Here is a 26,332-nt window from a genome sequence, read left to right on the forward strand (position 1 = left end):
AAGGCAAGTCGATTATAAGACGTTTTGGCCTTGCCGGAGAGGGTCAGACCCCTTTTCGGATAGGCCCTTCACTCAAAGGGAAAGGCTAGAAGACTCGAGCGAGATCTCTTTGAGTCGCTCGCCAGCTTCCCCGCGTACAAATTGCCGAACGCGCCGATCCTCTGCGTTCTCTAAATCACTTGGCGAACCATCAAAAAGAATTTGAGGTTCGCCTGCTTCCAAACGGCGGCGTGGATAAAACATCAAAACACGATCTGCCACCTTTCGAGCCGTATGCATGTCATGCGTCACAACAACACTTGTCACCGGGTACCGTCGCCTCGTTTCCAAAATCAATTCGTTAATGACGTCGCTCATAATCGGATCGAGTCCTGTCGTCGGTTCATCGTAGACGATCAATTCAGGGCGTAAAATGAGAGCTCGAGCCAGACCGACACGCTTCCTCATCCCGCCTGACAATGCCGATGGATACTTCTTGGCAACTTCCGTCGGCAACCCAACCTCCGATAATAACTGCATTACCCGCTGTTGGACCTCTGATTCCGAGGCGATCTCGTTTTGCCTAATCGGAAATGCGATATTCTCAAAAATGGACATGCTATCGAAGAGGGCAGCATTCTGAAACACAAACCCAAACCGTTTTCGAGTCTGTGTGAGCTCAGGCAATGTCATATCGTTGAGCGCGCGACCATCGAAGCTAACGGTGCCCTTGGTCGGTTTGACTAAGCCCACGATGGTTTTCATAAAGACCGTCTTGCCACAACCGCTTTCACCGATCACGGCGACCGTTTGGCCCCGCAGGATCGAAACGTCAATCTCACGCAAAATCGTGTGATGATCGAAGACCATCGTCACGCCCTCGCAACGTACGAGTTCATCCGACATCGTTTCACTCATAGGATCGAGGGGCCTGGAGGAAAGAAGCTAAAGTATAGGGAATCGAGCAAGATGTTGAGCACCAAGTCAATCGCCAATATCAAGACAAACGAATAAACGAAAGCAGCCGTCGCGGCTTTGCCCACTCCTTCCGCTCCCGCTTCACAATGAAATCCACGATAACAACTGACAATTGCAATCACGCCACCAAAGAAAAAACTCTTAAAGATGCCGCTGAATAGATCGTACCCCATCACGTTGTCACGCGAATGATTGAGGTAGGCAGCATGGTCGATCCCGAAGATCACAACACTGTAAAAATAACCGCCGACGATTCCCATAAAGTCAGCCATGACTGTCAAAGCGGGGATCAAACAGATACACGCTAGAAACCGAGGTACAACCAAATAGTGGATCGGGTCCGCGCCCATCGTCGTCAATGCATCGATCTGCTCGGTCACTCGCATCGTTCCGAGTACCGCCGCCATCGCGCTGCCGACTCGGCCCGCCAACATCGTGGCTGCCAAAACCGGCCCAAGCTCGCGAACGAGCGATTTGTTGATGACGACTCCGAGCCGCGATTCTAAACCTAATATGTCAAATTGTTGGTAGCTGTTGACGGCCAATACCATGCCGATAAATGTGCCCGTTAGCGCGACGACCGGTAAACTCAGCACACCCACTTGATAAAAATTAATAAGCATCGTCCCCCGTCTTGGCAGTCGCGTGAACAACCACTGGAACATCTGCCAAGCGAACAACGTAATGTCGCCCACCATGGTCACCCCATCGACGACAGCGGATCCCCATTCGGTGACCCAGCGAGTCATCGGACCGTCCGTCGAAAACCGCGAAACTGCTTTGGATCCTTCCGACACGTTTTACGTTACTCACCTAAGCGGACTCGAAGTTCACAGACTTCCTTCTTTATCGGCTAGGTAGACTTTGAGGATTAGTAAAATTTTAAGGACCTCCGTTTCGAACTTGGGTGAGAACCTTTACCCACACCCTCGGGCTTCACTCTGAGCGCTTTGAACCACCATGATGTGAGTATCGCCTTCGTTTCGACTCCGTTTTTCCACGAAGCGGTTTCAGCAATTCGCCATCGGTACCGAATTCCGTCGTGCTCATTCATCCGACGGGCTTGCTAGCAACCAATGAGGCTCGATGAAGACCAAATTGGCGATAATCATCATCGTACCAAACGTAACCATTCCCATGCATATTGCGATTCCACCATGAACCGCCAACGCAATGAGTAAAACAATCGGTCGGGTCAGGCGAGGCCAAATCAAGGCCGCATACGATATTTCCCAAAACAGCGTGACGTGAGTTAGCGACGAAAAAATTCGCGGATACTCACCAATCCAAGTCATATCGAGCGATTGGTACTCGTAATTGGCGACCGCAAACCACGTGGCCGTCCCATCCCACCAAAGTTCACCTCTTGCTTTTGATAAGCCACCAAACAAGTAGATCACGCACAGATGAATCTGAAACAATCGTGTGCCTACGTTTGCAGCGACACTCGGGGTGGCTTCGGGGAACAACCAAGCGAGTTTTCGGCGAGACGAACACTTGTCCGCGAACGTTCGCCGCAACCACGCGTCGACGCTATAACAGCTTCCCGCCGGTGTTAACATCAAGTACATCGTTAGATAGGTCACAATTTGATCAAGCCCGAATAATGCACCGGTCAGTCGATGCAGATACATGAGCTGCAGAAACCAAGCTGCCGGTGCCGTGAGACGGGTAACCATTCCGGCCGCAAAAGCAGCGGTGATGAGGATCGTTACAACGTGATGGGCCACCAATACCGTGGGACTCTCGATATACCACAGATAACTCCAACCCGCATCCGCTACGCCGAACGAGCCATCATGCAATTGAACCGCAGTCGCATTGTTGATCCAGGCATGATCGCCTAAAAAACGAAACAGCTCGCTGGCCAGTACACAGTGGCAATAGAGCAGCATCAGGCCGGTCGCAATCCGCAGGATACCGAGGACTTGCGGATATCGAGGCGAAAACCAAAATCGATCCCAGGCGGCCACACTATCTCGAAGCCAATCCGTCGTTCCCTTCTTCACAGCCGCGCTCAAGACTTGAATCATTGCAAGCTCTCCTCCGATCGATCATCCTCAAAGAGCTGTATCGAATTGCGTTCTTTCGGGAGAAGGTTTGGATTCGGAAGTGGGGCGACATCTTCCGTATTCTCGCCGGATGCGAACGCCGGATCGGCCAAAATGCGGTACAGTTGCGGATCATCCAATTCGATCGGGTGGTTGATCATTTCCACAAAACTGGGAAGCCGATGTTCAAGCCTACGAATGCGAACTCGCTTACCAGGATTTTCATGTTCGAGGTGTTTTATGATCGAATTGCGAACGGCGACATAGCGTGCCCGCGATTGTTGCCATCGGCTAGCTTCCTCCAGATTTTGTTCGACAAGCGAAGACGGCGGTCCTTGAGGATGATAGATCTCATTGAGAAACTCAGCCAACATAAAATGGCGGTGATATGACAGCCGAGGCCACTGGTCCTTGAGGTCCGGAATCATCCTCTCCGTCATCGGAGCGTCCGCTACGCTGCTATTTTCACCGTCGTCCATTGCAGCCTGAATCAAATGACTTGGTCCAGGATCGGGGGCGAAGAAAGCGTAGCCACGGTCGATGTATAAGAACTGCGAATAGCGACGGACGGGTGCGATGAGCGTTTCTATCGAAGGCGAGCTTCCGATGGGACCACGGGTTTGAAACGCAAGCGGAGGCACGAAGACGGCCGTCAAATGCATGAGAATACCAGCGTTGATTAACCAGCGAAAACGAAACCCATTTCGTCGAGTTGGCTTTGCCGTAGCTGACCTTGATTTGCGCGACATCGTTTTATGTTAGCCTTCGGATGGTCGGTAGCGGACGAGGTAACGAGTCCCCTTCCAATGCCGCGCCGAAGGCACTCGAAGAACTCGTTAGAAGGCTTCCGCCTTGTAACGGGAGGCTTGGAGGCTCGCGTCTCCTCAGCTTGGAAGTTGCCGAGAAAGTCATGTTTTTTTTAGGGCGGAGGCTAGTTTGCTGATCCATTCTCAGCGGCCTCCCCCCATCGTGTTCCCAGGCTTCCGCCGGGGAACCCCTGTTTATCCGCACGAGTGGTGCGTCAAGGTCTAGTTGTCGCGTAGTGGACGACAACCCTCATTTTTAATATTGACGCAGCGCTAGGGCTTTGTCCCGATTTTACTTTAGGGCGCCGAATAACGTGACTGGGCCTTCCAGCCCCCGTTCTGCGGCTGGAAGCCACAGACAAAAACAACAACCCGAAAGTTATATTTTGACGAAGCGTTAGGCCTCGAGTACTTCGGTTTCACGAGCCTTGGCCAGCTCCGTCGCCTTTGCTTCAAATTTCTTGGTCAATTCTTGCACGTCGCCCTTAAGAGAATCACGATCGTCTTCCGAAATCTCTTTTTCTTTTTCTGAATTGTCGAGAGCTTTGTTCGCATCGCGGCGAATGTTTCGCACAGCAATTTTCGCGTCCTCCGCCAACTCTTTAATTCTTGAAACCATCTTCTTGCGGACGTCCGTCGACAAAGGTGGGACGTTCAGACGAATGATACGGCCATCGTTTTGTGGGTTCAAACCCAAATCGCCAGCAACGATTGCCTTTTCGATCTCTTTGATCGTTGAGGTATCGTAGGGACGAATCACGATTTGCTGAGGTTCTGGGGTACCGACCGAAGCGAGTTGCTTCAACGGAGTTGCCGACCCGTAGACATCCACCTTGATCGAATCGACAAGCCCGGGGTTGGCCCGTCCCGTTCGAATTCCGGACAAGTTATTACTTAGTACCGAAATCGCTTTTTCCATTCGCTCTTCGGTATCGACTAGAATATCATCGCTGGGCATCTTGAATCCTTTTTTATGTGCAGTGGAAGGGAAAGGGGATGCGCATTCAAAGTGAGGTTTCACTGAGAGTCCGTATCCCGTTAGGCCAATTTTAATCGCAATCCGGTTTCGAAGCGAGATACCGTTGACACGACCTATTTCTTCGGCTCACCAATCCAAGTGCCGACCATATCACCCGAAATCGCTCGCACGATATTCCCATCTCGTTTGAAGTTGAAAACAAGAATTGGCTTGCTATGTTCGCTACACAACGCAATCGCAGTAGCGTCCATGACGCGAAGTTTCTTCTCGATCACCTGGGTGTAGGTTAGGGTATCGTACAGGACCGCATGAGGGTTCTTTTCAGGATCGTCGCTATAGACACCGTCAACCCGCGTCGCCTTCAAAACCACGTCCGCTTCAAGCTCGAGAGCCCGCTGGGCCGCGGCCGTGTCGGTTGTCACAAAAGGATTGCCAATCCCCGCCGCTAAAATCACGATTCGGCCTTTTTCCAAATGTCGAATCGCTCGTCGGCGAATAAAGGTTTCGGCAATTTTTTCAGTTGGAATTGCCGACATCACTCGCGTTTGCAAACCGTGCGATTCGAGCGCATCTTGCATCGCAAGTGAGTTAATCGTTGTCGCTAACATGCCCATGTAGTGAGCGGTTGCTTCATGGACAAGCGCGTTAGAACCAGAGAACTGGGCACCACGAAGGATATTCCCACCGCCGATGACGATGGCGATCTGGCAGCCCGTATCGTGAGCTTGCTTGATTTGTCGAGCGATTTCACCCGCTTCGTGTGCGCTAATTCCTCGGCCACCCGCGTCGGCCAGACTCTCGCCACTAAGCTTCAGGACAACACGGTTGAAATGCAAGGAAGACTTTGCGGAGGAATCAGCAGACATGGCTCAATGGGGCTTTTCAGGTAAGTCGGATATGTAATTCGAAGCGTTCGCTCCAAAGTATACAGAAAAACTTCCGTCTGTCGCACCACTTGACCAAAACAATCGCTAAGCGAATGCCTAGCCAGGGAAGAAATTACGGTGCCGGTAGCGGATCCATTGTGAACGATCCACGACGGCTTTGTCACGACGAAGAATGAGGGTAAGCCTCTTTCGTGGCTCTGGCTTCCAGCCGCAGCTTCCTGGGGCAAGATGCCCCAGCCACTCGGGTGCCAAGCCTAAAATCAAGCGGTGACAAAGCACGCCCCTAAGATTCTGTGCTGTTAACCGGGCTACAACTTGGCGTCGGTCGCCGGAAGTTCGTTCGCTTTGATTTTGTCACCGAAGGCTTTTCCGTCCGAACTTTTTAGCTCATTTGCTTTTTTGATCCCTTCAAGAATTTTCTTTTTTGCTTCCTCGGGATTTGCCTTTACGTAATCTTTCGAAAAGTCCTCTGCATCCAAAAACTGGCTAACTGCCTTGCCATATTCGTTACGAACCTCTTTCTTTTCCGATTTGACGTGGCATACGTAGCATCCAGCGCGCCGCACGGTTTTGACAAACTCCTCATCGGCTTTGTCACCGGCATACTCCGCCTTCCATTGCTTACTGAATTCGTTAATGGCTGCGGCAGGCGAAACAAAGAGGCACAAGAGACCGAACGAGATGACAAATCGCTTCATGGATTTCTCCGAGGACAGTTTTTGTTAACAGGTGGGTAAAATTGGAGGGAGACACCACCAACGGACAATATCGTAGCGTAAGATTGCTGAAAATCAACTTGGATCCCGCTGCGAATCAGCGGATTGCGGGCTTAAAATGGAGAGCGAGTTTTCGCGAAATCCACTAATGATCGCTCCGAATTGGCGGAAATCACTTGTTGAAAGTTCGTGATCGTCTTGGAATTCAGAATGCTCCGATGCCCAATCGACTGCCCACCGAGACGAACGTTCTTGCGCCCATGACGGCGTTGCGCTGCGCAGAAGCGACATGGGGAATTGTCGGCGATCTCCCTGTTCGTCGACAATTCGCAGCATAACATCCGACAAATCGGACTGCGTATCATAGGCGTTTGCTTCGCCACGAAGGACCAACAAAGGTGGCGTGTTGTCTAGCGTGGGTGTCCCGACCACCTCCACAGCCGGAACATTCGGTGTGGAGATGAAGACGCAGTTCTTCGCTTCGCGATCGATTTGTAGTGGATAAGGGGTTTGATCGCTCAATCGCATTCGCACAAACCCCTGGGGGGCTTTCAAGATGACTTGTTCCAGCAATAGTTGGATTGGACGGGCTGAGGGGAGTGGCTTTATAGCGGCCCCAGCGGTGTCGATCATTCGTCCACTGATTGCCATCAAACCGTTATCCCAGCGGAGTTGCAGCTCGGCTGCGGCGTCCATCGTGACCATCGTGAGTTGCCCACGAATGCAAACGTTCGACAACTCCATCGAAACCAGCGGCAACGCAGCTTGGCGATTCGCCGATTCAGACCGGGTGCCGATCCGAAACGCAACGATATCGTCGTGTCGCGTTTGATTGTCGATGGTAATACTTCCATCGCGAAAGCGGACCAAGCGGTTCGAATTTACGGACAGAATACAACCACCGCCCATCAAATCCGCGGGCACGGTCCAGTGCAAATGGATGCCCTCAAATTCAATTCGATTTGAACCGACGTCGATCCACTCGTCAGGTCGAGTCAAGCTTTCTTGATCGTCCTCCAAGATGACTACCGTTCCACCTACCACCGAAGAGATCACGAGCCCGTCGCGTTCAATGACCAACGGACCGCAGCGAATCTGCTTTTCGGCTAACTCGATTCGGTTCACGTCCAATTCATTTGCCATCTCAATCGCCTCTTCAAGCGATGCTGCAATCGCAATCTGATTCGATTCGATCGCATCGCTCGGTCCGCGAGGCTCCAAATGGTCTTGCGTCTGTTCGACACGAATCAGGAGCGCTTTCACATCCTCAGCCTTCGGCTGTATCGGTGCTGGCAACGGATTATTTGCAGGAAAGCTGAGTCGGCTAAGCTCTTCAGGAATGGGTAGGTCACGAAACCGAGGTGGATCGGATACCGACCGTGAATCGATAGGTGAAGGACGAAGCGGACCTAAATTCGGCGTTAACAAAGCATTTTCATTGTCGGCTGAAACGAGTGGCGAGCCGAGATTGCCGTCCAAGTCGTTCAGACCAAACTCGAGCGTGGGCGGTAGAGCTGAACGGGCGTTTGGAATTTGGGGGTTTAGAGGGGGCGGCGTCGATTGCGAATCCGCAGCAAGACTCAATACACTCGTTCGTGCCGGCACCGAGATTGGAAACTTCTCTCTTGCCAACTCGCTCGATAGTGACAATCCTCCGGAAACCACGATCAAAATGCTCACAGCGACAAGCCAAGGTGCATGTTTTTGTAGCCATAGAGCCAACTCGTTCGATGAAGCGGCTGGCACCGATGCAATCGCTTGAACCCGTTGCAAATCTTCTCGGTAAGCGACCTCATGCAAATCGGCAATGAGGTCCTCCGCTTGTTGGTAGCGATCATCCGGTTGCTTGGCCAGCATCCGCTGAATGACGGCAGCCAAGTCGTCACTGACCTCATCGCGAGTCAAGCGGATGTCGGGTGGCGGGGTCTTGCCGTGATGCATTAGCTTTTGCAGCATCGTGCCACCCGGATAAGGCGGTTCGCCTGCCAACATGAAATACAACGTACAACCGAGGGAGTAGAGATCGCTTCGCACATCGGCGTCGCGAGGATCGTTCGCTTGCTCGGGTGAAATGTAATCAAACGTTCCAAGCGTCACGCCGCTCGCGGTCATGTCCTCGGTTAAATCGAGGTTGTCCGAACGCGCCAAACCCATATCAACAAGTTTGATGCAATCGCCTTCACCAATCAACACATTGGAGGGCTTGATATCGCGATGAACAATCCCCCGATGGGACGCATGATTGATCGCCTCGGCTAACTGACACGTATAGAAAACAGCGTCCTCAATCGAAAGCACGCCATCGCGAGTGACCAAGTCGCGGATATTGATCCCTTCGATATATTCGAAAACGATATAGTGCCAATCCTCATCCGTTCCAACATCGAAGACCTTCGCGATTCTTGGATGATCCAATTTCGCAGCACTTTGCGCCTCATTGCGAAAGCGTCGTTTCAGATCGGCATCGTTGCCAACAAACGGAATGACCTTGATCGCAACGATGCGGTCGAGTTGCTCATCGCGAGCCCGGAAGACTGCCCCCATCCCGCCGCCACCAATGAAATCCTCTAGCAAAAAATGATTCAACCGCTGACCCAATAGCACTCCTGCAACCGATGCGGGCGTGCGATTCGAACGTGTCCATTTCGAATCGTTTGTCGGCGGTGCGTCCGAGAGAGGAGAACGCCGAATGATCGTTTTCGCTTCTTCAATCTCGCTAAGATTGGATTCCGCTTTTGGAAGATCCGGACCAGACGCCGATTCAGCCTCGACAGCACTCCCCCGTTGAGGGTCACTCATGCCGCGATGTATTGTCGATGCATCGGTTCGTATGGGGTCACCAGAATTCATGACGTTATCCTAATCGGAACCCCCGATATGGTCAACGAAAAGCTACCGACGCGACTCCTCTTCGATCATCAATTCCTCAATCAAATGACAATAAGAGTCGTAGCGTCGAGCGTCGATCCGCGAATCCGCGACCGCATTTTTTACTGTACATCCATCTTCGTTCAGGTGCAAACAATCGGGATAGCGGCATCCACTTACATAGGGACGCAAATCGGGCATCAAACCCGCCACCTCATTCGACGCGATGTCCCAAAGTTGGAATTGACGAATTCCAGGCGTGTCAAATACCGAACCACCACTGGAAAGCGGAATCAGCGTCGTCGCTGTGGTCGTGTGCCGCCCTTTTTCATTGTCCAAGCTTACCTGCGAAACGGCTAACCCTAACCCAGGCTCCATGGCGTTGAGCAAACTACTTTTCCCCACTCCACTTTGGCCGGCAAGCGCCGTCTGTTTGCCTGACATTAACTCCTTAAGGTACTCGATGTTGACCCCCGTTTCGGCGCTGGTCAGCAAGACCCGGTATCCGAGGGATGCCAACACGCCGATGATTGGTTGCAACGGCACAGGGTCGACCAAATCGACTTTATTGATGACGATGACCGGTTCGACTCCACAATGTTCTGCGGTGAGCAGGAATCGGTCGATCAGGGCGGGCTTGATACCTGGCTGGGCGGCCGAGGTGATGATCAGTAGGTAATCGACGTTGGCCGCGATGACATGTTGACGTCCCTTACTGGTGCGACTAATCACGCCACTTCGTGGTTCGATACTTTCGATCATCCCATCCACCGCCGAATCGGCGCGAAAGCGAACGCGGTCGCCGGCGACGATGACGTTCCGTTGCTCAATATTAAGCGACTTGAGGACTTGACGAACCGCACACTCGTAGAATTCACCGTCGTCGCCAAGCACCTTGCTTTTCAACCCATGGACGCTGATGACGCGTCCAGCGTTTAGCGAATCAGCGTTTGGCGAGTTAGCGTTTAGCGAGTTAGCGTTTAGCGAGTTAGCGTTTAGCGAGTTAGCGTTTAGCGAGTTAGCGTTTGGCGAATCAGCGTTTGGCGAGTTAGCGTTTGGCGAATCGTGGCTTGGGACATCGCTTTTTTCGAGAGTTTGTGACATGACGGTTCGCTTTCTCGTCAAATCACCTTTGCCGCTAACCCGCTCTTGGTTGACCAAATCGGCAATATCGTTTGGATCGCCCATGCGGAACGCCCGCGTCATGTCGCCTTGACGGACACGGCCTTGATGCTTTTTGCGAAAGTCGGTTCGCTGCTTCTCGCGTTTTTTCTTTGCCATCAAGTTACAGCAGACGGCTCCTCGCCGTCCGATGACTTGGATTGGCCACCGACGGCAGACCCAGGCCGGTGTGCGGCGTCGCTTTCAGGTGCAATCGTTTGCCCTGGAGCCGGTGGATCACCTTTTTTATGGTTCTTCGACTGGATCGACGGCCCTATCAAATTGGTCAACTCGGCTTCGCCAAGCTCTTCTTCTTCAAGCAGAGCGCGAGTGATCGTTTCGAGTTCGCTGCGATACTCACGCAACAACTGCTCCGCTTTCAAATCGGCTTCGAGCAAGATCTTTGCAACCTCTTCGTCGATCATCTCTTGCGTATGTTCGCTGAAGTTTCGCTGTTGATGAATTTCGCGGCCCAAAAACGGATCCTCGTCGGAGGTCTTGTAGCTAACCGGCCCAAGTTTTGCGCTCATCCCCCAATGGGTGACCATTCTCCTCGCAATACTGGTGGCTCGTTCCAAATCGTTTTCTGCACCAACACACGTTTCGTTGTAGATAATTTTCTCTGCCGCGCGGCCACCGAGCAGCACGATCAATTGGTGATCGAGTTCTTTTTTACTGATACTCAAGCGATCTTCGCTCGGCACATACTGAGTCGCGCCAAGCGCTCGGCCCCGCGGAATGATCGTCACTTTGTGAACGACGTGGGCACCTTCCAAGTGCCAGGCGGTCAAGGTGTGTCCCGCTTCGTGATAAGCGGTCTTCTCCTTTTCGCTTTCCTGCAAGATTTCTTCCCGCTTGGCCCCCATCAAGATCTTATCGCGGGCGTATTCAAAGTCTTCCATCTCGACAAGTTTTTTGTCGTTGCGAGCCGCCCACAGGGCGGCTTCATTGACCATGTTTCGAATATCAGCGCCGGTCAACCCAACGGTTCCGGCCGCCAGACGCTTGAGGTTGACATCGTCGCCGAGCGGTACATCGCGAACGTGCACCTTGAAAATCTCTTCGCGGCCCTTCATCGTCGGCCGGCCGACCGTGATGTGTCGATCAAAACGACCGGGACGCAGTAGAGCTGGATCGAGCACGTCGGGGCGGTTCGTCGCGGCGACCACAATAACCGCTTGATTGGACGAAAATCCATCCATTTCGCCCAAAATTTGGTTTAGTGTTTGTTCGCGTTCGTCGTTACCGCCACCCAATCCAGCACCACGTTGACGACCGACCGCATCGATTTCGTCAATAAAGATAATCGCTGGACTATTGTCTTTTGCTGTGCGGAACAGATCTCGAACGCGGCTGGCCCCCACCCCGACAAACATCTGGATGAATTCACTGCCATTGACCGAGAAAAACGGCACCCCCGCCTCCCCAGCCACCGCCCGCGCGAGCAGCGTCTTCCCGGTCCCCGGAGGACCATTGAGGAGCACGCCTTTGGGAACGAAGCCGCCAAGACGTTGGAATTTCTCGGGTGTTTTCAAATAGTCGACGATTTCCTGCAGATCGGCTTTGACGCCCTCGAGACCAGCGACCTCGTTAAAGGTGATCATTTTCTCGTTAGCTTCAAACCGTTTCGCCGGACTTTTGCTAAATCCCGACAAAAAGCCGCCCCCCATCATGTCGCTGCGAGTACGACGAAGCATCATGAACAAGAAAAACAGAATGGCCAGCGGCAAGCCGATAAAAGCAATCGCACTGATGATTTGCTGTGTGTTATCGGGCGGCAAGATTCTGTAGGGCACGTCGGCGGCGTCTAGCTTTTCCTGCAACCGCAGCGATGCACCGGCATCGGAAGACTGGACAAACATGAACTTCTTGTCCAATTTAATCGGCTTGCCATTCTCGTCGGTCGGCTTGACTCGCTTCCCGTCCTTGTAAATCTCGGGGGCATCTGGTGCGATCCCAAACGTCCCGTAAACATTTCGATCCGAGATCTCAACCGTTTCGATGTTGTTTTTCGCCAATTGGTCAAGAAAAAAGCTAATCGGGATTTCTTGAGGATCGGAGCCGCGATTCAAGAACAGCATCGCAATCAGGGCAGCGACGACCACCGCAATCAAGAATGAATTGTTCCCTCGCTTCGGCTCGGTTGAATCGGTTTTTCCTGGCTCTTTCTGGTCGGACCTATTATCCATTACGTTCCTTTTTCCGTTGTCTGTTTTAGAGTTGTCTGGTACAGACAAACTGGCTTTTCAATCGTTTGGCGGTAGTTTTATTTGGCAGTAGTTTTAGCGGTATTCGTGTTTGGTCGCGAGCGGATGAAGACCGCTTAAATCATGCCAAACGCGAATCTGCGAGTCAGCAATTCATCCTCTCAGCAGTAGTTTAGCCAATTAGCAAGCGATTCGTCACGCCCAAGAAATCGGTCGCAGTGAAAGATTGTATCGGTAAAGTGGGGAAATGCCTAACCGGCAGGACCGAGGAGTTTTCGTAGAAGGGTGGTGTTCGCAAGATTAACGCTCGACCTGGCCGACGTGACAACCTGATACCTTCCCCTAAAAGGATGGAATTCGGGCTGCTCGAAACAAGACTCTTCGCTGTGACCCTTCGCTGTGGTAAGCGGCTATCGAGGAGCTCGACTTCCCCTTTACGCCGCCGAACGCCTGGCCACGTTGCCGTTTTTGCAATTTGCCTTAAACTGCTTCGGAACGATTTCGATATTTTTTGCACAAATTTTGGATACCCACGTTTTGTCAACTCCATCGACACATCAAGTAAATGACAGCTCAGCGATTTTACGTTCGGCGGGAAACCGTAGTAGGGAAGCCTTTGAGCGCGCGTGCCGTTTAATGCCTGGCGGGGTTAACAGCCCTGCGCGGGCATTTGGTGCCGTCGGAGGTTCGCCGCTGTTCATCGAACATGCAAAAGGCCCCTACTTGTTCGATATCGATGGCCGCCGCTACATCGACTACATCGGCTCTTGGGGGCCGATGATTCTCGGCCATGCTCATGCAGAAGTGATCGATGCGATCACCAAAGCAGCGGAAAAAGGAACAAGCTATGGTGCCCCGACGGAAGCCGAATCGAGGTTGGCAGAACAGATTATCGAGGCGGTTCCCAGTATCGAACGGGTGCGATTGGTCAACAGCGGAACCGAAGCGACGATGAGTGCGATTCGTGTCGCGCGAGGCGCAACGGGCCGCGAAAAGATTATCAAATTCTCAGGAAATTACCACGGTCATGTCGACAGTCTCCTGGTGGCCGCTGGAAGTGCCGCGGCAACCCTCGGAGCCCCCGATTCACCGGGTGTGACCAAAGGCGCCGTACACGATACGATCGTTTTGTCGTACAACAACGTTGATGAATTACGAGCCGCATTCGACCAGTACGATCGCGAAATCGCGGCGGTCATCTTGGAACCAGTGGTCGGAAACATGGGCTGTGTGCCCGCGAGTAAAGAGTTCTTGGTCTCGCTGCGCGAGCTCACGGAAAAGTCGGGAACCGTTTTGATTTTTGACGAAGTGATGACCGGTTTCCGCTTGGCTTATGGAGGTGCTCAAGAACGATTTGGAATCACTCCCGACATGACCACGCTTGGAAAAATCGTCGGTGGCGGCATGCCGCTCGGTGCCTATGGTGGTCGTGCATCGATTATGGAGCAAGTCTTGCCGGCTGGAAAGATTTTCCAGGCAGGAACCTTGAGCGGCAACCCTGTTGCCGTTGCCGCCGGTAGCGCGACGCTCAAAATCCTGAAAGAGAATCCGCCCTATGAGCAATTGGAGCAACGGGGCGAGCAATTGGCGACGGGGTTGGCGAAAGCAGCCACCGATGCTGGCGTCACTCACCAAGTACAACGGGTCGGCAGCATGATGACGCTGTTCTTCCATTCCCAGCCGGTCCGGTGCTGGGCTGACGCCGACCAATCGAACCGCGAACAGTTTGCCAACTATTTCTGGGGGATGATGGGCAAGGGCGTCTACATGCCGTGTAGCCAATTCGAAGCTTTGTTCTTCAGCCAAACTCACACCAAAGCATTGATCCAAGAAACGATCGATGCAGCATGCGAAGTGCTTAAGCACCCCTGCTTTCAATGAATCGGCGCTTCCAATATTCCGCATTCCACGCTGTTGACGAGACGATCTCTAACACAATCGATCTCTAACACAATCGATCTCTAACACAATCGACCTCTAACACAATCGACACGACCGGATCCAACTTCTCGGAAGCCCCCTGCCCCCCTAAACCTCACCTGAACGGTCGATGCGGAATAATCGGCAATCTTTGCCAACTTTGCCGGACGGGAACAACCGGACCGGGGCTACGGCAGCTGCCTGCACGAAGTCGATGAATCGCCCATGAACACCGATCGACCAATTGAAATTGGTTCGATCACGTCATTGGCCCATCTTACTAGACCGTTTGAATATGTCGCCTACTCCGACTTCGAATGTCGAAACGCTTGAACCTGGACAACTTCTTCTCGATTTGGAACGTCGGCAGGATGACGTACTACTACAACTCGACGCACTCGATGCCCAACTAAACGAAGTGCTAAAAGGGCTTGGGGTGACGATGGAAGAGGAAGTCGACCAAGACTTGGCTTAGAGGTTTGCGTTGCAGGCATCGAGATACTTGAGCTGCTGATACAGCATTTCGACACGTGGCATTTCGTGCCCGAAAGTTTGGGCGACCCTTAGCGGATTGCCTAAGATCGCCTCGACTTCCATTGGCCGCTTGTTCAGATAGTCAAGCCTCATGCTACTATCGTAAGGTTTCATTTTCCGCGTGTTCTCGAGCGTGATTTCGATTGCCGCATCGGGTACTTCGACACCGCACGCTGCGGCAGCGGCATGCACTTCGCGGATGATCGCATCCGACAATTGGCACGCTTCGACATTATCCATCAAACTCTTGGTCGACGCATTCAGGACAACGGACAGACCGTTGAACGGAATGTTCCACATTAGTTTGCGCCAACGGACGACGGCTAAATCGTCCGCGAATTGAGCGTCGACCTCGGCGGCGTTCAGTTCGGCACAAATCCGTTTGCCCTTATCGGTCATGACATCGCTAATTTCTCCATATTGGCCGAAGACGATTTTTCCAAAATCGATATGTCGTATGTGCCCTGGGCCGATCTTGTTACTGCATAGAAAGCAACAACCGCCAAAAACTCTTTCCTTGCCGACAACCTCAACGGATTGTTGTTCGACATCGAGACCGTTTTGCAGAACGAAAACAACGCCCCCTTCACGAGTGGGAGGCGGCAGCAAATCGACCAGCAAATGATTCTGGGTCGTTTTCAAGGCAACGATCGTCACATCAACGGGCGGAATGGTATCGGCGGACGGATGAGCCAAGACGTTTGGTAGATGGAAATCGCCCCAAATACTTTCAATCGTCAAACCCTGAGTCGAAACGTGCCCATAATCGCGATGCAGCAAAAAATGGACGTCGTGACCGGCACGAGCCAACATTGCACCATAGAGCCCGCCTAATGCTCCGGAACCGATGACGGCATAGGTTTGTTTTTTCATGGATTTAAAGAGTGACATGAGGTTTGACCATTGCGTTCCCTGTAGGGGGCATCGCAACCATTGTGGGTTTTGCAACCAGCTATCGCTGACGCACGTTGGCGAATGGTGGTCGCCAACTCGGAGCCAAGGAAGCGTCGTCAATGTTCACGCCCGCTTCGACGTCACCTCGATAGTTGAACCATGGATGATCTGGGATGCTGCCAAGTGAACTTAGCGAAACAAATTGGACACGTCCATCTTCATACAAGATATTCACACCCAACCTGCCATGCGACGCACTGCTTGTCGGCCCCTGGCTTCCTATGAATTGGTTACCTGGCGAGTCCGACATCACGGCAAAAGAGGAGCGTGATTCGAATTTTGGTGATCCAAAATCGTTCCCGTCGACGACACCGAGGGTGTAAGCATAATGACCACCGGCTAATTGCTGGAGCTCACGAAGCGTGTCATGGTCGGCGTGATGGAGTTCGTCGATCGTTGCGACGTGATCGATCGAACTTTTCGAGAAGGCGTTTGCGGTAGGCCGACCAAGTGATGGGCACCAGCGTGATAACATGTAATGCTCGCTGCTTGAATCTCTGGTGGTCGGGCCACTTGAAACGTCGCCCAATAGCCCCGCTTCATTAAGACGCACAGCATAGATTCCCGCAAAAGCTTCAGGCCCCTCTTTGGCCACGGCAGGCAGACGCGACTGTTCGTCACGATTGACGAACTGGGTGAGGGCTGTGCCGAATTGACGAAGTTGATCCTGGCAAGCGGCGCGCCGCGATTCAAACCGCCCTTCCGCAAGCGATGGGAGAATGAGAGCGAGCAGAACTGCTGCGCTGAGCGCACTGGCCATCCAATCGGCCCAGCCAGAACCGCTGCGGGCGGGTGTCTCGACGCCGTCATTCATCGCGGCCACAGGAAAACCCGCCAAGGCATCCTCCGGCAGCGGAAAATCGCTCGACTCCGAGTTCGCTGGGATTGGTAGCGGCGGCAACGCCGACATGGTCTTGGAAACCAAATCTGGAGGGGGGCTCAGAGGTGGCTGATAGTGATCCTCCAAAGGACGCAGCGCCCGCTCAAGCTTCTCTAGCTCGATTCTCATTTCGGCGTCGTCTCGGAGCAATTCAGCCACACGCTGCATTTCGTGTGGCTCCAAAGCGCCGAGCAAATATCCGAGCAAGTCTTCGTGCATAACAAAAACGCAATTCCGTGTAAACGAAAGCCGACGTACAACCGATGTTCCGACGTCCGCATTATGACGTCCGCATTATGAGGTTCTACGCGCTCAATTGTTAAAGTGTTCAATAATCGGCGACATTGATCTCCAATATTGCCCTCCAATGACATCCACTCGTCGCCGACCTTCCGCCGGGGAACACGGGCAGCAGGAGATCCCCGCCTTCCCAGTGGCTGAAAAAACAGGAACGATTCGCATAACAACATGCTACGAAAAGACTTAAAAGCTGCTGGCCTCGCCGAGACGCAAGGCGGCGAAAACAGTGCATTTCCAGACAAGAAGACCACTTTTTCGAACGCATCTTCCCTGCCATGGTTTCTCTTCGTCAAGCATTTACCCCGGAACCGGACGGAGGGTAGTGCGTGGGCTGGACTTTCCCCACGGCACTGCCGTGGGACGCCCCCCGGTGGCGGCAATGAACGAGACCTATTTGATTTTTTTCCGAAATATCCAGGTTTTCTGATCGGAGCCATTCGGATTGCTATGGGCCAAACCAGGAGAATTTCCGATACTCCTTTTCGTCCCGTCTAACACGGAAAATGGTCTCAGAGGACGCGACCGCCCATTTGCTAGGCGACCAATTGCTAGGCGGCTGCCTGGAAAATCAATGAATGGCCCAGGCTGATGCCTGCCGAGGCATCGCAAGCGAGGCGTGAGCCTCATCTGCAGTCGGTTCCCAGGCGTGAGCCTGAGAACGAGCTTATCGTCGATTACGATCGAAAACGGTCAAAACGTACTTCCAAGGATGGAATAGAAGATGTTTGCGAACAATCTACCCAACAATGCGTTTCGGTGCCTTGTCATCGCGGTTTGTGCCGTTACGGCGACACCGTCGAGTCATGCTCAAACCGGACAGCAGCGAGGAGCCACACTCGGCGGATTGGCTGGCGCGGTCGCGGGTGGTCTGATCGGTGACCACAATGGAGAAGCAGGTGCTGGAGCGGCGATTGGCGGTGTTGTCGGGGCCGTCACGGGCGGTCTTCTTGGTAACGCAAACGATAAAGAGCGTGCCTATCGCGAACAACAATACTACAAACAAGCTCAGCAATCCGCCGCCGTGGCTACTCAAAGTGCCGTTTCCGTCGCCGACGTTGCCAACATGAGCCGAAGTGGTTTGAGTGATTCGGTCATTGTCAATCAAATCAATCAACGCGGGGTCCAGCAAACGTTGTCCGTTGCAGATATTATCGCACTCCATCAGGCTGGGGTCCGAGAAACCGTGATCACAGCGATGCAGCAAGCACCCACCGGGATCCAACGGTCGGCTCCCGCCGCTCAACCGATTGTCCAACAACCGGTAATCCAGCCTGCTCCGGTTTATATCCAAGAACGTGTCGTCGTGCCGACTTACGTCCCCCATTCCTATTACCACCATCGACCTCCGTACCGTCCCAGCAGTCGCTCGCGAATCAAAATCCGGTTTTAAAGCGACGGGCAAAACCCAAAAAGCCATAAAAGCCTTGCCGAATCGCTCCGAGCGGAAAAACACAGCTCGAAAAGAGACTCGAAAAAGTATCGAAACGTCGAATTTTTCGACAATTCATGCTCTTTGCCTCTTTTGGCAGGCTCGAACCAGGGTCAGGGGGTTCAGGGACGAGGGTGAATCATGGTAAATTCTGGCTCTCGTTGAAGGGCGTACTCTGTTATTTGCCCCTCTCTAACACCTCCATGTCTTCCTCGACTAAGCAATTTACCTAATGTCCGTTGACCAATACGCGAACTGCCCCTGCGGTAGTGGAAAAAAAATCAAGTTCTGCAAGTGCAAGGAATCCGTCGGCGAGCTTGATCGAGTTCTCAAGATGGTGGACGGAGGTCAAGTTGTTCCAGCTCTTGATCGACTCTCGAAAATTCTCGAAGAGCACCCCGACGCGGCCTGGGCTTTGGCGATCCGCGGACGCCTATTGCTCGATCTTCGCGAATACCGTTCGCTTGCGGATAACGCAGATCGTTTCATCCGTCTGCAGCCAAGCAATCCATTGGCGTTGACCCAGCGATCTGCTGCCGAGGTATTTACCGGCGACGTCAAAGCGGCAACCCATTCGATGCTTGAAGCTTTGACCGAGAGCGGACGCGAAGTCGATGCCTTCGTACTTGATGTGTCATCGGTGGTTGCCTTCTTCTTGGCCCAAAAAGGTGTGTTCTTGACCGCTCGGGTCTACGCAAGTCTATCGATGATGGCGACAGGTTACGAAGGCAGTCAAATGTCGTCGCAGCTACTTCGAGAGCTCAACGGCACCGCCACCCTCAACCAGTTGCTCAAATCGGTCCCCAAAGCAATTGCACGCCCGAAGGATGCGGAGTGGGGCGAACGCTACGACGAAGCGGCAACCCTACTGCGTAGCAACAAGGTGTTACTAGCCCAATCGAAACTCGAGTCGCTGCGCCGCAGCTATGCGTTTGAGCCAGCCATCTTGTCAGGACTACTAACCTGTGCGATCTGGCGTGGCGATACCGCCGCACAGAGCAAGTTCTGCAAGAAGCTATCCGAATGCGAGTCGCTCGACTTTGCCGAACGCGTCGACTATCGCGCACTTTCCTCACTCGTCAATCCTGAAGACCAAGATTTGGCGACGGAAAACTACAAGCTAACTGTCGAAGTTGAAAAACTCGATGAGATCGAAATTGCGATGACGGCGCACAACCGCTTCACATCGCTGCCCGCTGAAATGTTGACACAAATGCGAGAATCCGAAGAGGACGTTGCGCCACGTACCGGATTCCAAATTCTTGACCGCGAGCGCCCCGAATCGCTCGAGGGTTTGCCGCCGATCAGCGAGATTCCGGAATCGATTGCAATCGTTCCCTGCTTTGGTCGCCAAACCGATCGTGCGGCTCGCGTCGAGGTATTGGAAGTGAGTGGCTCGGATCTCGAAACCGTCACCAGCTTCCTTCAAGAAATTGTTGGTGATTCAGCGGAAATCAAGACAGAGGCGGTTGCCCCCTTGCCGTTTTTAATGGCGGTCCAGCCACAAATTGCGATGATCCGATTCAAGGCCATGCCCGATGAAGCAGAGAAGATGCAGCATGACTTGGTTCAGCAACGAATGCCGCAAAAAATCGCTTCAGCGAAATTGGGGATTCTCGGAAACGCATCGCTAATCGATACGGCCGATGATGAGTCGAAGATGCTTGAGCGGAGCGTCGTTATCCGCGTTGCTCAACAATATGACGTGATCGTGTCCAAGGGCGATAACATCATGCCCGAAGCCTACGCACTTGCCAAACTGCAACCACCACCGATGCTCAAACTTAGCGATGACGATATCGAGTCGGTTGCCAATTCCGATTTGAACCGAATTGATGCGAGTGACCTGAGTGACGAATCGTGCTTGTATTTGCTTCAGCGCGCTCAGCAGATTTCGGCAACGCCAGCAATTCGTTGCTTTGCAAAACGGATTATTGAGGCTGATTTGCCAGAAGACATGAAGATGGCGAAGATGCTGGCGTATCAAACGTTGATCAACGCTGCTCGCGGCAACAGCGAAGCGATTGCGGTCCTTGATGAGGCCAAGGCATTCGGCGATGCAAACGGACTTCCGATCGCCAATCTGCTCCTCAGCGAAGTGGGGCTAAGGTTGCAAGCAGGCGATGGCCAAGGATTCCAGAACACGATCGCTACATTGACAACCAAGTACAGCGGCGATCCTGAGGTAATGGCACAACTCCAACAAATGCTAATCTCCTATGGGCTCATCCGGCCGGACGGGACTCCGCGACAAGCGCCTCCGGGTGCGGGTGCGGGCGGCGCTCCAATCCCCGCAGCGCCTGGACAAGCTGCAGCGGCAGGCGGCGGCGGGCTATGGACCCCCGACAATCCAACCGCAGCCCCCCAAGATTCCGCTGGCGACGGTGGCGGGAGCAAGCTATGGGTTCCAGGAATGGATTAGGTTGATCGTGACATCTGACGAAACCCACATGCGGCAAGCGCTAAACCTTGCCCGACAAGGCCTTGGTTTTGTCGAGCCGAACCCGATGGTTGGTTGCTTGCTGGTTCGCGACGGTGCGGTGATCGGTCAAGGCTACCATGAATCCTATGGTGGCCCGCACGCCGAAGTGAACGCGCTCGAGTCGTGCCGCCGTGCTAACCACGATCCGAACGGTGCGACGGCTTATGTCACGCTCGAACCGTGTTGCCACTTTGGAAAAACACCTCCTTGCACCCGAGCGTTGATCGAAGCGGGTGTGGCTCGAGTCGTCGTCGCGATGGCGGACCCGTTCAGCGAAGTCAACGGTGGCGGATTGGCCGAACTCAATGCTGCAGGGATCGAAACAGCGACGGGCATCTTGGAAGATCAGGCACGTGAACTCAATGCGGCCTATCTCAAGCGGGTTACCGCAAAAAAACCATGGTGTATTGCCAAATGGGCGATGACCGTTGATGGGCGAATTGCCACAACACTTGGGCAGAGCCAATGGATCACAGGAGAAACATCGCGAGCCGATGTTCATCGTCTTCGCGCCCGATGCGATGCAATCGTCGTTGGTATGCAAACCGTCATTGCCGATGATCCGCTTTTAACCGCACGCTTGGCGACCAACAATACAAAAGCCCAAAGGACTGCCACGCGAATCGTCTTTTGTACACAACGGTTGCCGCCGATCGAATCGAAACTCGTCCAATCCGCAAAGCAAATCCCGCTGTTGTTGATTGTTTCCATGGCGATTGAAAACGCGAGACTCGAGCAGCTCGAAACCCTCGGTGCGACCGTCTATCGCTGTCATTCTTCTGATCGTTTGCAAATGGTATCCGAAGCAATGGAATACCTCGGTTCGCTCGGCATGACCAACGTGATGCTCGAAGGGGGCGGCGAATTGATCAGCAGTTTCGTCAACTCAGGCGAAGTCGACGAGTACCACGTCTATATCGGTGCGAAGGTGTTTGGGGGCCGAACCGCTCCAGGACCGATTGGTGGAACTGGCTTTCCCACGCTCGACGAAGCCGCAGCCGTCCAGCTGATTAGCCTTGACCGTATGGATCAAGATGTCAAGCTTGTTTATCGGAAGAGCCGCCAGGAAGCCCCCACCGACAAAAGGTCCCAATGAACGAAACCGCTCACCGAGCGAGAGCATGCGACCTTCGTCGTCGCTCTGCGCGGCGCTTCCCATCAGCAGACTTGCTAGTCGAGTCATCCACGCTCGTGGTGCGTCAAGGTCTCGTTTTAGGGTAGTGGACGCAGCACGTATACTCCCAATTCCATTCGCCCCCGGCCTCATCCCTCCGAATCCGCTGCGACGGGTTCTGAAGAATCATTTGAACCGGAATTCGAAGCGGAATAGCGTTTTTGAAACGCTTCGAAATCCTTCTTCATCTCTTTCGTTTCCTTCTGCAGGTCCTGTAGAGATTTCCTCAACTCGATCACTTCTTGGGGGACGGTCGCCGCTTGCTCATTCAACTTATTCATTGCCTGTTCGGCAGCCCGTTTCATTCGCTCATCATTCGAATCGAGATAGGCAGCGATAATCGACTTCGATCGACGGTCGCCTAAATCACCAAGTGCCGCGATGGCAGCTGTTTGAATCTTGGTTTTGGGATGATCCAGCGTCGAAACGATCCATTCGAATGCGATCGATTGCTGATCGCTGTCCTTGGCGATTTCCCCAACGGTTTCGATCGCCTTGGCCAAATTTCGGGAACTCATCTTGGACGCACGACGGTCAAGCATCTGCAAAAGCGCTGGAGCAAAACTGGGGTCGTTTTGTTTCCGAATCGCTTCTATCGAAGCAGCCGCTAATTCGTCCCGAAACGATTCCGAATCCAATAATTCAATCAACTTTGATCGTGCCGGCTCGCCATAGTACTTGCCCATCGCCTTGATGGCGACCGCACGAATCGCCGGGTTCTTTTCATGATCGACCACCGACAAAATCGATCTCAAATCGTCCATTTGAAAACGCTTGAACATCGCTTCGGCGACAGCAAGCCGAACTCTGGCATCGGTCTGGCCACGAAAGGATTCGTTTAAAACTCGGATTGCCTTGTCCGAGTGATGCCTGGCAAGTGCCTTTGCAGCAGCAATACGAACGCCGAAAAACGGATCCTCGTTAAGTCGTGTTTTCAACAGCTGAACCGATGCATCCGTCTTCCGGCTGCCGAGAGCTTCACAGGCGATCAAACGCCCAATCATGTCTTCTTCATTTGCAATTTGGGCAGCCAGCAAATCGTTTGACTTGTCAAAGTCAACGCTCGCCAATACGGAATAGGCAGGATCAAATCGGACGATCGATGGTTGACTTTCAAGCGGCACGTAAAAATCTTCTTCCACATCCTTTACGGTAATGTCACGGTCGATCACTTGATTGCCGACAACAAATCGCAACTGGGTTGGGAACTCATAGAGCAGAACATCATCGCTGATCGTTTGTGTTTGTCGAATCGTGACTTTGGCCATTTTTGATTTGGGCAGCCACTGGTAAGTAATCTTCAAATCAGGATGCCGCGGATGGTAAACCCATTGGTCGAAAAAACGATCCATCGGTCGCCCGGTATGCTCTTCAATCACTTGCCGCAAATCATCCGTCACCACATTAGACAGTGCATGCTTTTTTAGGTAAGCCAAAATACACTCGCGATACAAATCGTCGCCGAGCTGGCTGCGTAACATGTGCAACACCCAGCTCCCCTTGGGATAAGCTCGAAAATCGAACTGCTCACCAGGGTTTTTGTACTCGTTGTAGACGATAGGCCGCATATCTTTGGCTTGAACCAAGACTTTTTGGGAAGCATCGAGATACATGCGATACAACAATGCATCGCGGCCAAATTTGTGTCCTTCGTAAAGAGTCGCATAGTAGGTCGCAAAACCTTCGTTAAGCCACAAATGGCTCCAATCTTTGCAAGTGACATAGTCGCCAAACCATTGATGCGCCAACTCGTGCGCATCCAAACTCCGAGTCGATCGGATATTCTCGGTCTCACTTGAAAACACCGTTTGGTCCGTCAATGTTGTTATCGACGTGTTCTCCATCCCACCAGCGACAAAATCGGCAATCGTCACTTGGTCATACTTCGCCCAGGGAAAAGGCATCCCAATGTCGCTTTCAAAGAATGCCATGATGTCCGGCGTATCGAGAAACGAGTTCGCAGCGTGCTCTATCAACGTCGGTTGGGTGTAGAATCCCAATTCGAGATCACGATGGCGTTTTTCGAGCTTCTCGAATTTTCCTGCAACCAAACAAATCAAGTAATTTGCGTGCGGCTTTTTTTGTAGCCATCGCACCGCCTTCAAGCCAGAATCATCCGTCGTCTCCCCCATCCGCCTCCCATTACTGAGCACCGTCATCTCACTGGGCACATGGCAAATGATCTCGGTCGAGGATCGTTCGTTAGGATAGTCGAAACAGGGGAACCAATGACGTGCTTCGTGCGTCTCGCCTTGCGTCCAAATGTGAGTGTCCGCCTCGGGGTACCCCATGTCCGCCGTGCGGAAATACAACCCCTGTGTCGGCTGAGCCGAATACTCAATCTCGACTCGAAATTCTTTGCCGACCGGCAAGGGTTCCGCAAAGGCAATTTCCAAGCGATCTCGCATCGATAAAAAATCGGCGACCTCGCCCTCTGCCAAGCGAACCTCTTGAACGTGAATATCGACGGCATCGAGCCGCAACACTTCGACCGGTTGAGAGATCGGGATTGCCGTGATCGAAACGGTTCCTGAGACCGTCTTGGCTTCGAAGTTAGGGGTCACATCTAGCTTGATGTGCTGCACATCGACTTGCCGAACCGGAGCGTATTGAAATCGTCCTGAATGAGAATGTGTCGCCCCGAATGGCGAATCGTCACGATTGCAATACCGACAAATGATCTCCTCCGCATGCCCTGGCGATCCAGCACTGAGTAAAAACAGCAAAAACAAAAGACCACTTTGGAGACGACTCATCAATAAGATCCTTAGGGACAGCAAAAGACTCAAGTCAAGTTCGTGGAAACAAACCAACCCGCAAAACACCCGCCTCCACACTTTAGTTTGTCCCTGGACCGTTGTCATTCGGCATTTCCGGCTGGCACGGCCAACGGGAGTCTTTTCCCCCACAACTTATGGACAACGACGGCATCTCGACATCCAGCCGCGTCTCAATCACCACTGACACCTTGTTACCCAGTCTACGTATCCATCCAACTCCATGCAGCAGATGACAGCAAGTAACGAACGACAAGCGGCAAATCTCCCCCATTCAAAACTATTTGGGAGATTCTTTCCGAAATTAGAAGTTTGGTGATTGATTTCTTTCATAAATGATAGAAAACTATCATTATCGAAACTTGAGAGGATTAGGCAAGTGAAATAAGCGTTGTTTAAGGGTTGAAATCAACAATGGTGAAAACCAAATCACGACGCGAAAAGCTTCGCAGCCTAGTCCAGGCACGCGGATTTGCCGCACTTGGCGAATTGGCCGATGCCCTAGGTGTCAGCGAGTCAACGATTCGTCGGGATCTTGAGCAGTTGGAACAAATGGGTGCTGCTCGGCGCACGCATGGTGGTGTTTTTTGGACGGGCGACCCATCAACGATGCGTGTCTTCGGCAACCGCCGCGACACGATGTGGAAAGCGAAAAGCTCGATTGGGCGGATCGCAGCCGAATTGGTTGAAGACTACGACACGATTTTGCTCGACGGTGGCAGCACGACCTACGAATTGGCTCGTCACTTGGTCAAGCGACCGTTGCAGGTAGTGACCAATAGTTTGCCCGTTGCACATTTATTGAGTTCGAGTGAGTCGATTGATTTGATCATGATTGGCGGCAGCATACGTGGGCGGACGGCGGTGGCGATTGGTCCGATCGCCGACACGATGCTTCATTCGCTCAATGTTACGAAGGTATTTTTGTCGGTTGCGGGAATCACCGAACGCGGTTTTTTCAACAGCGACTTGATGTTGGTCGAAAGTGAAAAAGCGATGATCGCCGCCGCCGATCAGGTTTTTGTGGTGACCGATAGTAGTAAGTTTGGCAAGGTAAGTTTGAGTCGGATTTGCGGGCTAGGCGATGTGCGAGCCGTCATTACTGACTCAGAAATCGAAAACTGTTGGAAAAAACGTTTTGAGACCGCAGGAGTTGGATTAGTCTTAGCTTCGATGGCTAAGGTTTCGAGCTCGGACGAAGCGAGTCACAAATCCCATCTTCATCCCGATCAAGCAGAATAAGAGCACAG

Annotated in this window: 19 protein-coding genes; 6 read left to right on the top strand and 13 right to left on the bottom strand. The window is 52.8% G+C overall.

Features of this window, described 5'->3' with window-relative positions; all coding sequences use genetic code 11:
* Positions 1 to 72 precede the first annotated feature (72 nt).
* The 10 genes from Q31b_RS26280 to ftsH form a co-directional block, all read right to left on the bottom strand.
* Positions 73 to 897, bottom strand: coding sequence for an ABC transporter ATP-binding protein (locus Q31b_RS26280; protein WP_197172422.1), 825 nt, complete (start codon positions 895 to 897; stop codon positions 73 to 75).
* Complete coding sequence (locus Q31b_RS26285; protein ID WP_146602653.1) at positions 894 to 1,706, bottom strand: MlaE family ABC transporter permease; 813 nt, start codon at positions 1,704 to 1,706, stop codon at positions 894 to 896. The genes Q31b_RS26280 and Q31b_RS26285 overlap by 4 nt, the downstream gene beginning before the upstream one ends.
* A gap of 297 nt (positions 1,707 to 2,003) precedes the next feature.
* A complete protein-coding gene (locus Q31b_RS26290; RefSeq protein ID WP_146602654.1) occupies positions 2,004 to 2,990 on the bottom strand; it encodes an HTTM domain-containing protein in 987 nt (328 codons plus the stop codon).
* Entirely contained in the window at positions 2,987 to 3,670 is a 684-nt protein-coding gene (locus Q31b_RS26295) for a hypothetical protein (RefSeq protein ID WP_146602655.1), read from the bottom strand. The genes Q31b_RS26290 and Q31b_RS26295 overlap by 4 nt, the downstream gene beginning before the upstream one ends.
* Before the next feature lie 541 nt (positions 3,671 to 4,211).
* Positions 4,212 to 4,772: a ribosome recycling factor gene (gene frr, locus Q31b_RS26300; RefSeq protein ID WP_146602656.1), complete on the bottom strand. Its 561-nt coding sequence runs from the start codon at positions 4,770 to 4,772 to the stop codon at positions 4,212 to 4,214.
* Between the two features lie 134 nt (positions 4,773 to 4,906).
* A complete protein-coding gene (gene pyrH / locus Q31b_RS26305) occupies positions 4,907 to 5,659 on the bottom strand; it encodes a UMP kinase (RefSeq protein ID WP_146602657.1) in 753 nt (250 codons plus the stop codon).
* 329 nt (positions 5,660 to 5,988) lie between these two features.
* Positions 5,989 to 6,378 carry a hypothetical protein gene (locus tag Q31b_RS26310; protein ID WP_146602658.1) on the bottom strand — a complete coding sequence of 130 codons (390 nt, stop codon included), beginning with the start codon at positions 6,376 to 6,378 and terminating at the stop codon, positions 5,989 to 5,991.
* Positions 6,379 to 6,471: 93 nt separating this feature from the next.
* The gene (locus Q31b_RS26315) at positions 6,472 to 9,246 is read right to left on the bottom strand and encodes a serine/threonine protein kinase (RefSeq protein ID WP_146602659.1); all 2,775 of its coding nucleotides are present in this window, start codon (positions 9,244 to 9,246) and stop codon (positions 6,472 to 6,474) included.
* 42 nt (positions 9,247 to 9,288) lie between these two features.
* Positions 9,289 to 10,545 (bottom strand): ribosome small subunit-dependent GTPase A, encoded by a 1,257-nt coding sequence (gene rsgA / locus Q31b_RS26320; RefSeq protein WP_231617872.1) that lies wholly within the window; start codon positions 10,543 to 10,545, stop codon positions 9,289 to 9,291.
* The gene (gene ftsH / locus Q31b_RS26325; RefSeq protein WP_146602660.1) at positions 10,545 to 12,614 is read right to left on the bottom strand and encodes an ATP-dependent zinc metalloprotease FtsH; all 2,070 of its coding nucleotides are present in this window, start codon (positions 12,612 to 12,614) and stop codon (positions 10,545 to 10,547) included. The genes rsgA and ftsH overlap by 1 nt, the downstream gene beginning before the upstream one ends.
* A 555-nt stretch (positions 12,615 to 13,169) precedes the next feature.
* Between ftsH and hemL the strand changes: the two genes are divergently transcribed.
* Both hemL and Q31b_RS26335 read left to right on the top strand, forming a co-directional pair.
* Positions 13,170 to 14,513, top strand: coding sequence for a glutamate-1-semialdehyde 2,1-aminomutase (gene hemL / locus Q31b_RS26330; RefSeq protein WP_146602661.1), 1,344 nt, complete (start codon positions 13,170 to 13,172; stop codon positions 14,511 to 14,513).
* A 334-nt stretch (positions 14,514 to 14,847) separates the two neighbouring features.
* A complete protein-coding gene (locus tag Q31b_RS26335; RefSeq protein WP_146602662.1) occupies positions 14,848 to 15,027 on the top strand; it encodes a hypothetical protein in 180 nt (59 codons plus the stop codon).
* Here Q31b_RS26335 and Q31b_RS26340 read toward each other — a convergent pair.
* Together Q31b_RS26340 and Q31b_RS26345 are read right to left on the bottom strand one after the other, a co-directional pair.
* The gene (locus Q31b_RS26340) at positions 15,024 to 15,977 is read right to left on the bottom strand and encodes a putative 2-dehydropantoate 2-reductase (RefSeq protein ID WP_231617873.1); all 954 of its coding nucleotides are present in this window, start codon (positions 15,975 to 15,977) and stop codon (positions 15,024 to 15,026) included. The genes Q31b_RS26335 and Q31b_RS26340 overlap by 4 nt on opposite strands.
* Positions 15,978 to 16,038: 61 nt before the next feature.
* Positions 16,039 to 17,139 carry an anti-sigma factor family protein gene (locus tag Q31b_RS26345; protein WP_146602663.1) on the bottom strand — a complete coding sequence of 367 codons (1,101 nt, stop codon included), beginning with the start codon at positions 17,137 to 17,139 and terminating at the stop codon, positions 16,039 to 16,041.
* An 802-nt stretch (positions 17,140 to 17,941) separates the two neighbouring features.
* Here Q31b_RS26345 and Q31b_RS26350 point away from each other — a divergent pair.
* The 3 genes from Q31b_RS26350 (at position 17,942) to ribD (ending at position 22,227) form a co-directional block, all read left to right on the top strand.
* The gene (locus tag Q31b_RS26350) at positions 17,942 to 18,610 is read left to right on the top strand and encodes a glycine zipper domain-containing protein (protein ID WP_146602664.1); all 669 of its coding nucleotides are present in this window, start codon (positions 17,942 to 17,944) and stop codon (positions 18,608 to 18,610) included.
* Positions 18,611 to 18,881: 271 nt separating this feature from the next.
* Positions 18,882 to 21,071 (top strand): tetratricopeptide repeat protein, encoded by a 2,190-nt coding sequence (locus Q31b_RS26355; protein ID WP_146602665.1) that lies wholly within the window; start codon positions 18,882 to 18,884, stop codon positions 21,069 to 21,071.
* A gap of 7 nt (positions 21,072 to 21,078) precedes the next feature.
* Positions 21,079 to 22,227 (top strand): bifunctional diaminohydroxyphosphoribosylaminopyrimidine deaminase/5-amino-6-(5-phosphoribosylamino)uracil reductase RibD, encoded by a 1,149-nt coding sequence (ribD, locus tag Q31b_RS26360; RefSeq protein ID WP_231617874.1) that lies wholly within the window; start codon positions 21,079 to 21,081, stop codon positions 22,225 to 22,227.
* A 167-nt stretch (positions 22,228 to 22,394) separates the two neighbouring features.
* On the opposite strand, the gene Q31b_RS26365 is transcribed toward ribD, so the two are convergent.
* Complete coding sequence (locus Q31b_RS26365) at positions 22,395 to 25,061, bottom strand: M1 family aminopeptidase (RefSeq protein WP_197172426.1); 2,667 nt, start codon at positions 25,059 to 25,061, stop codon at positions 22,395 to 22,397.
* Positions 25,062 to 25,499: 438 nt separating this feature from the next.
* Here Q31b_RS26365 and Q31b_RS26370 point away from each other — a divergent pair, with 438 nt between their 5' ends.
* Positions 25,500 to 26,324 (top strand): DeoR/GlpR family DNA-binding transcription regulator, encoded by an 825-nt coding sequence (locus Q31b_RS26370; RefSeq protein WP_146602720.1) that lies wholly within the window; start codon positions 25,500 to 25,502, stop codon positions 26,322 to 26,324.
* Positions 26,325 to 26,332 lie beyond the last annotated feature (8 nt).

The sequence above is a fragment of the Novipirellula aureliae genome (assembly GCF_007860185.1).
GTDB lineage: Bacteria > Planctomycetota > Planctomycetia > Pirellulales > Pirellulaceae > Novipirellula_A > Novipirellula_A aureliae.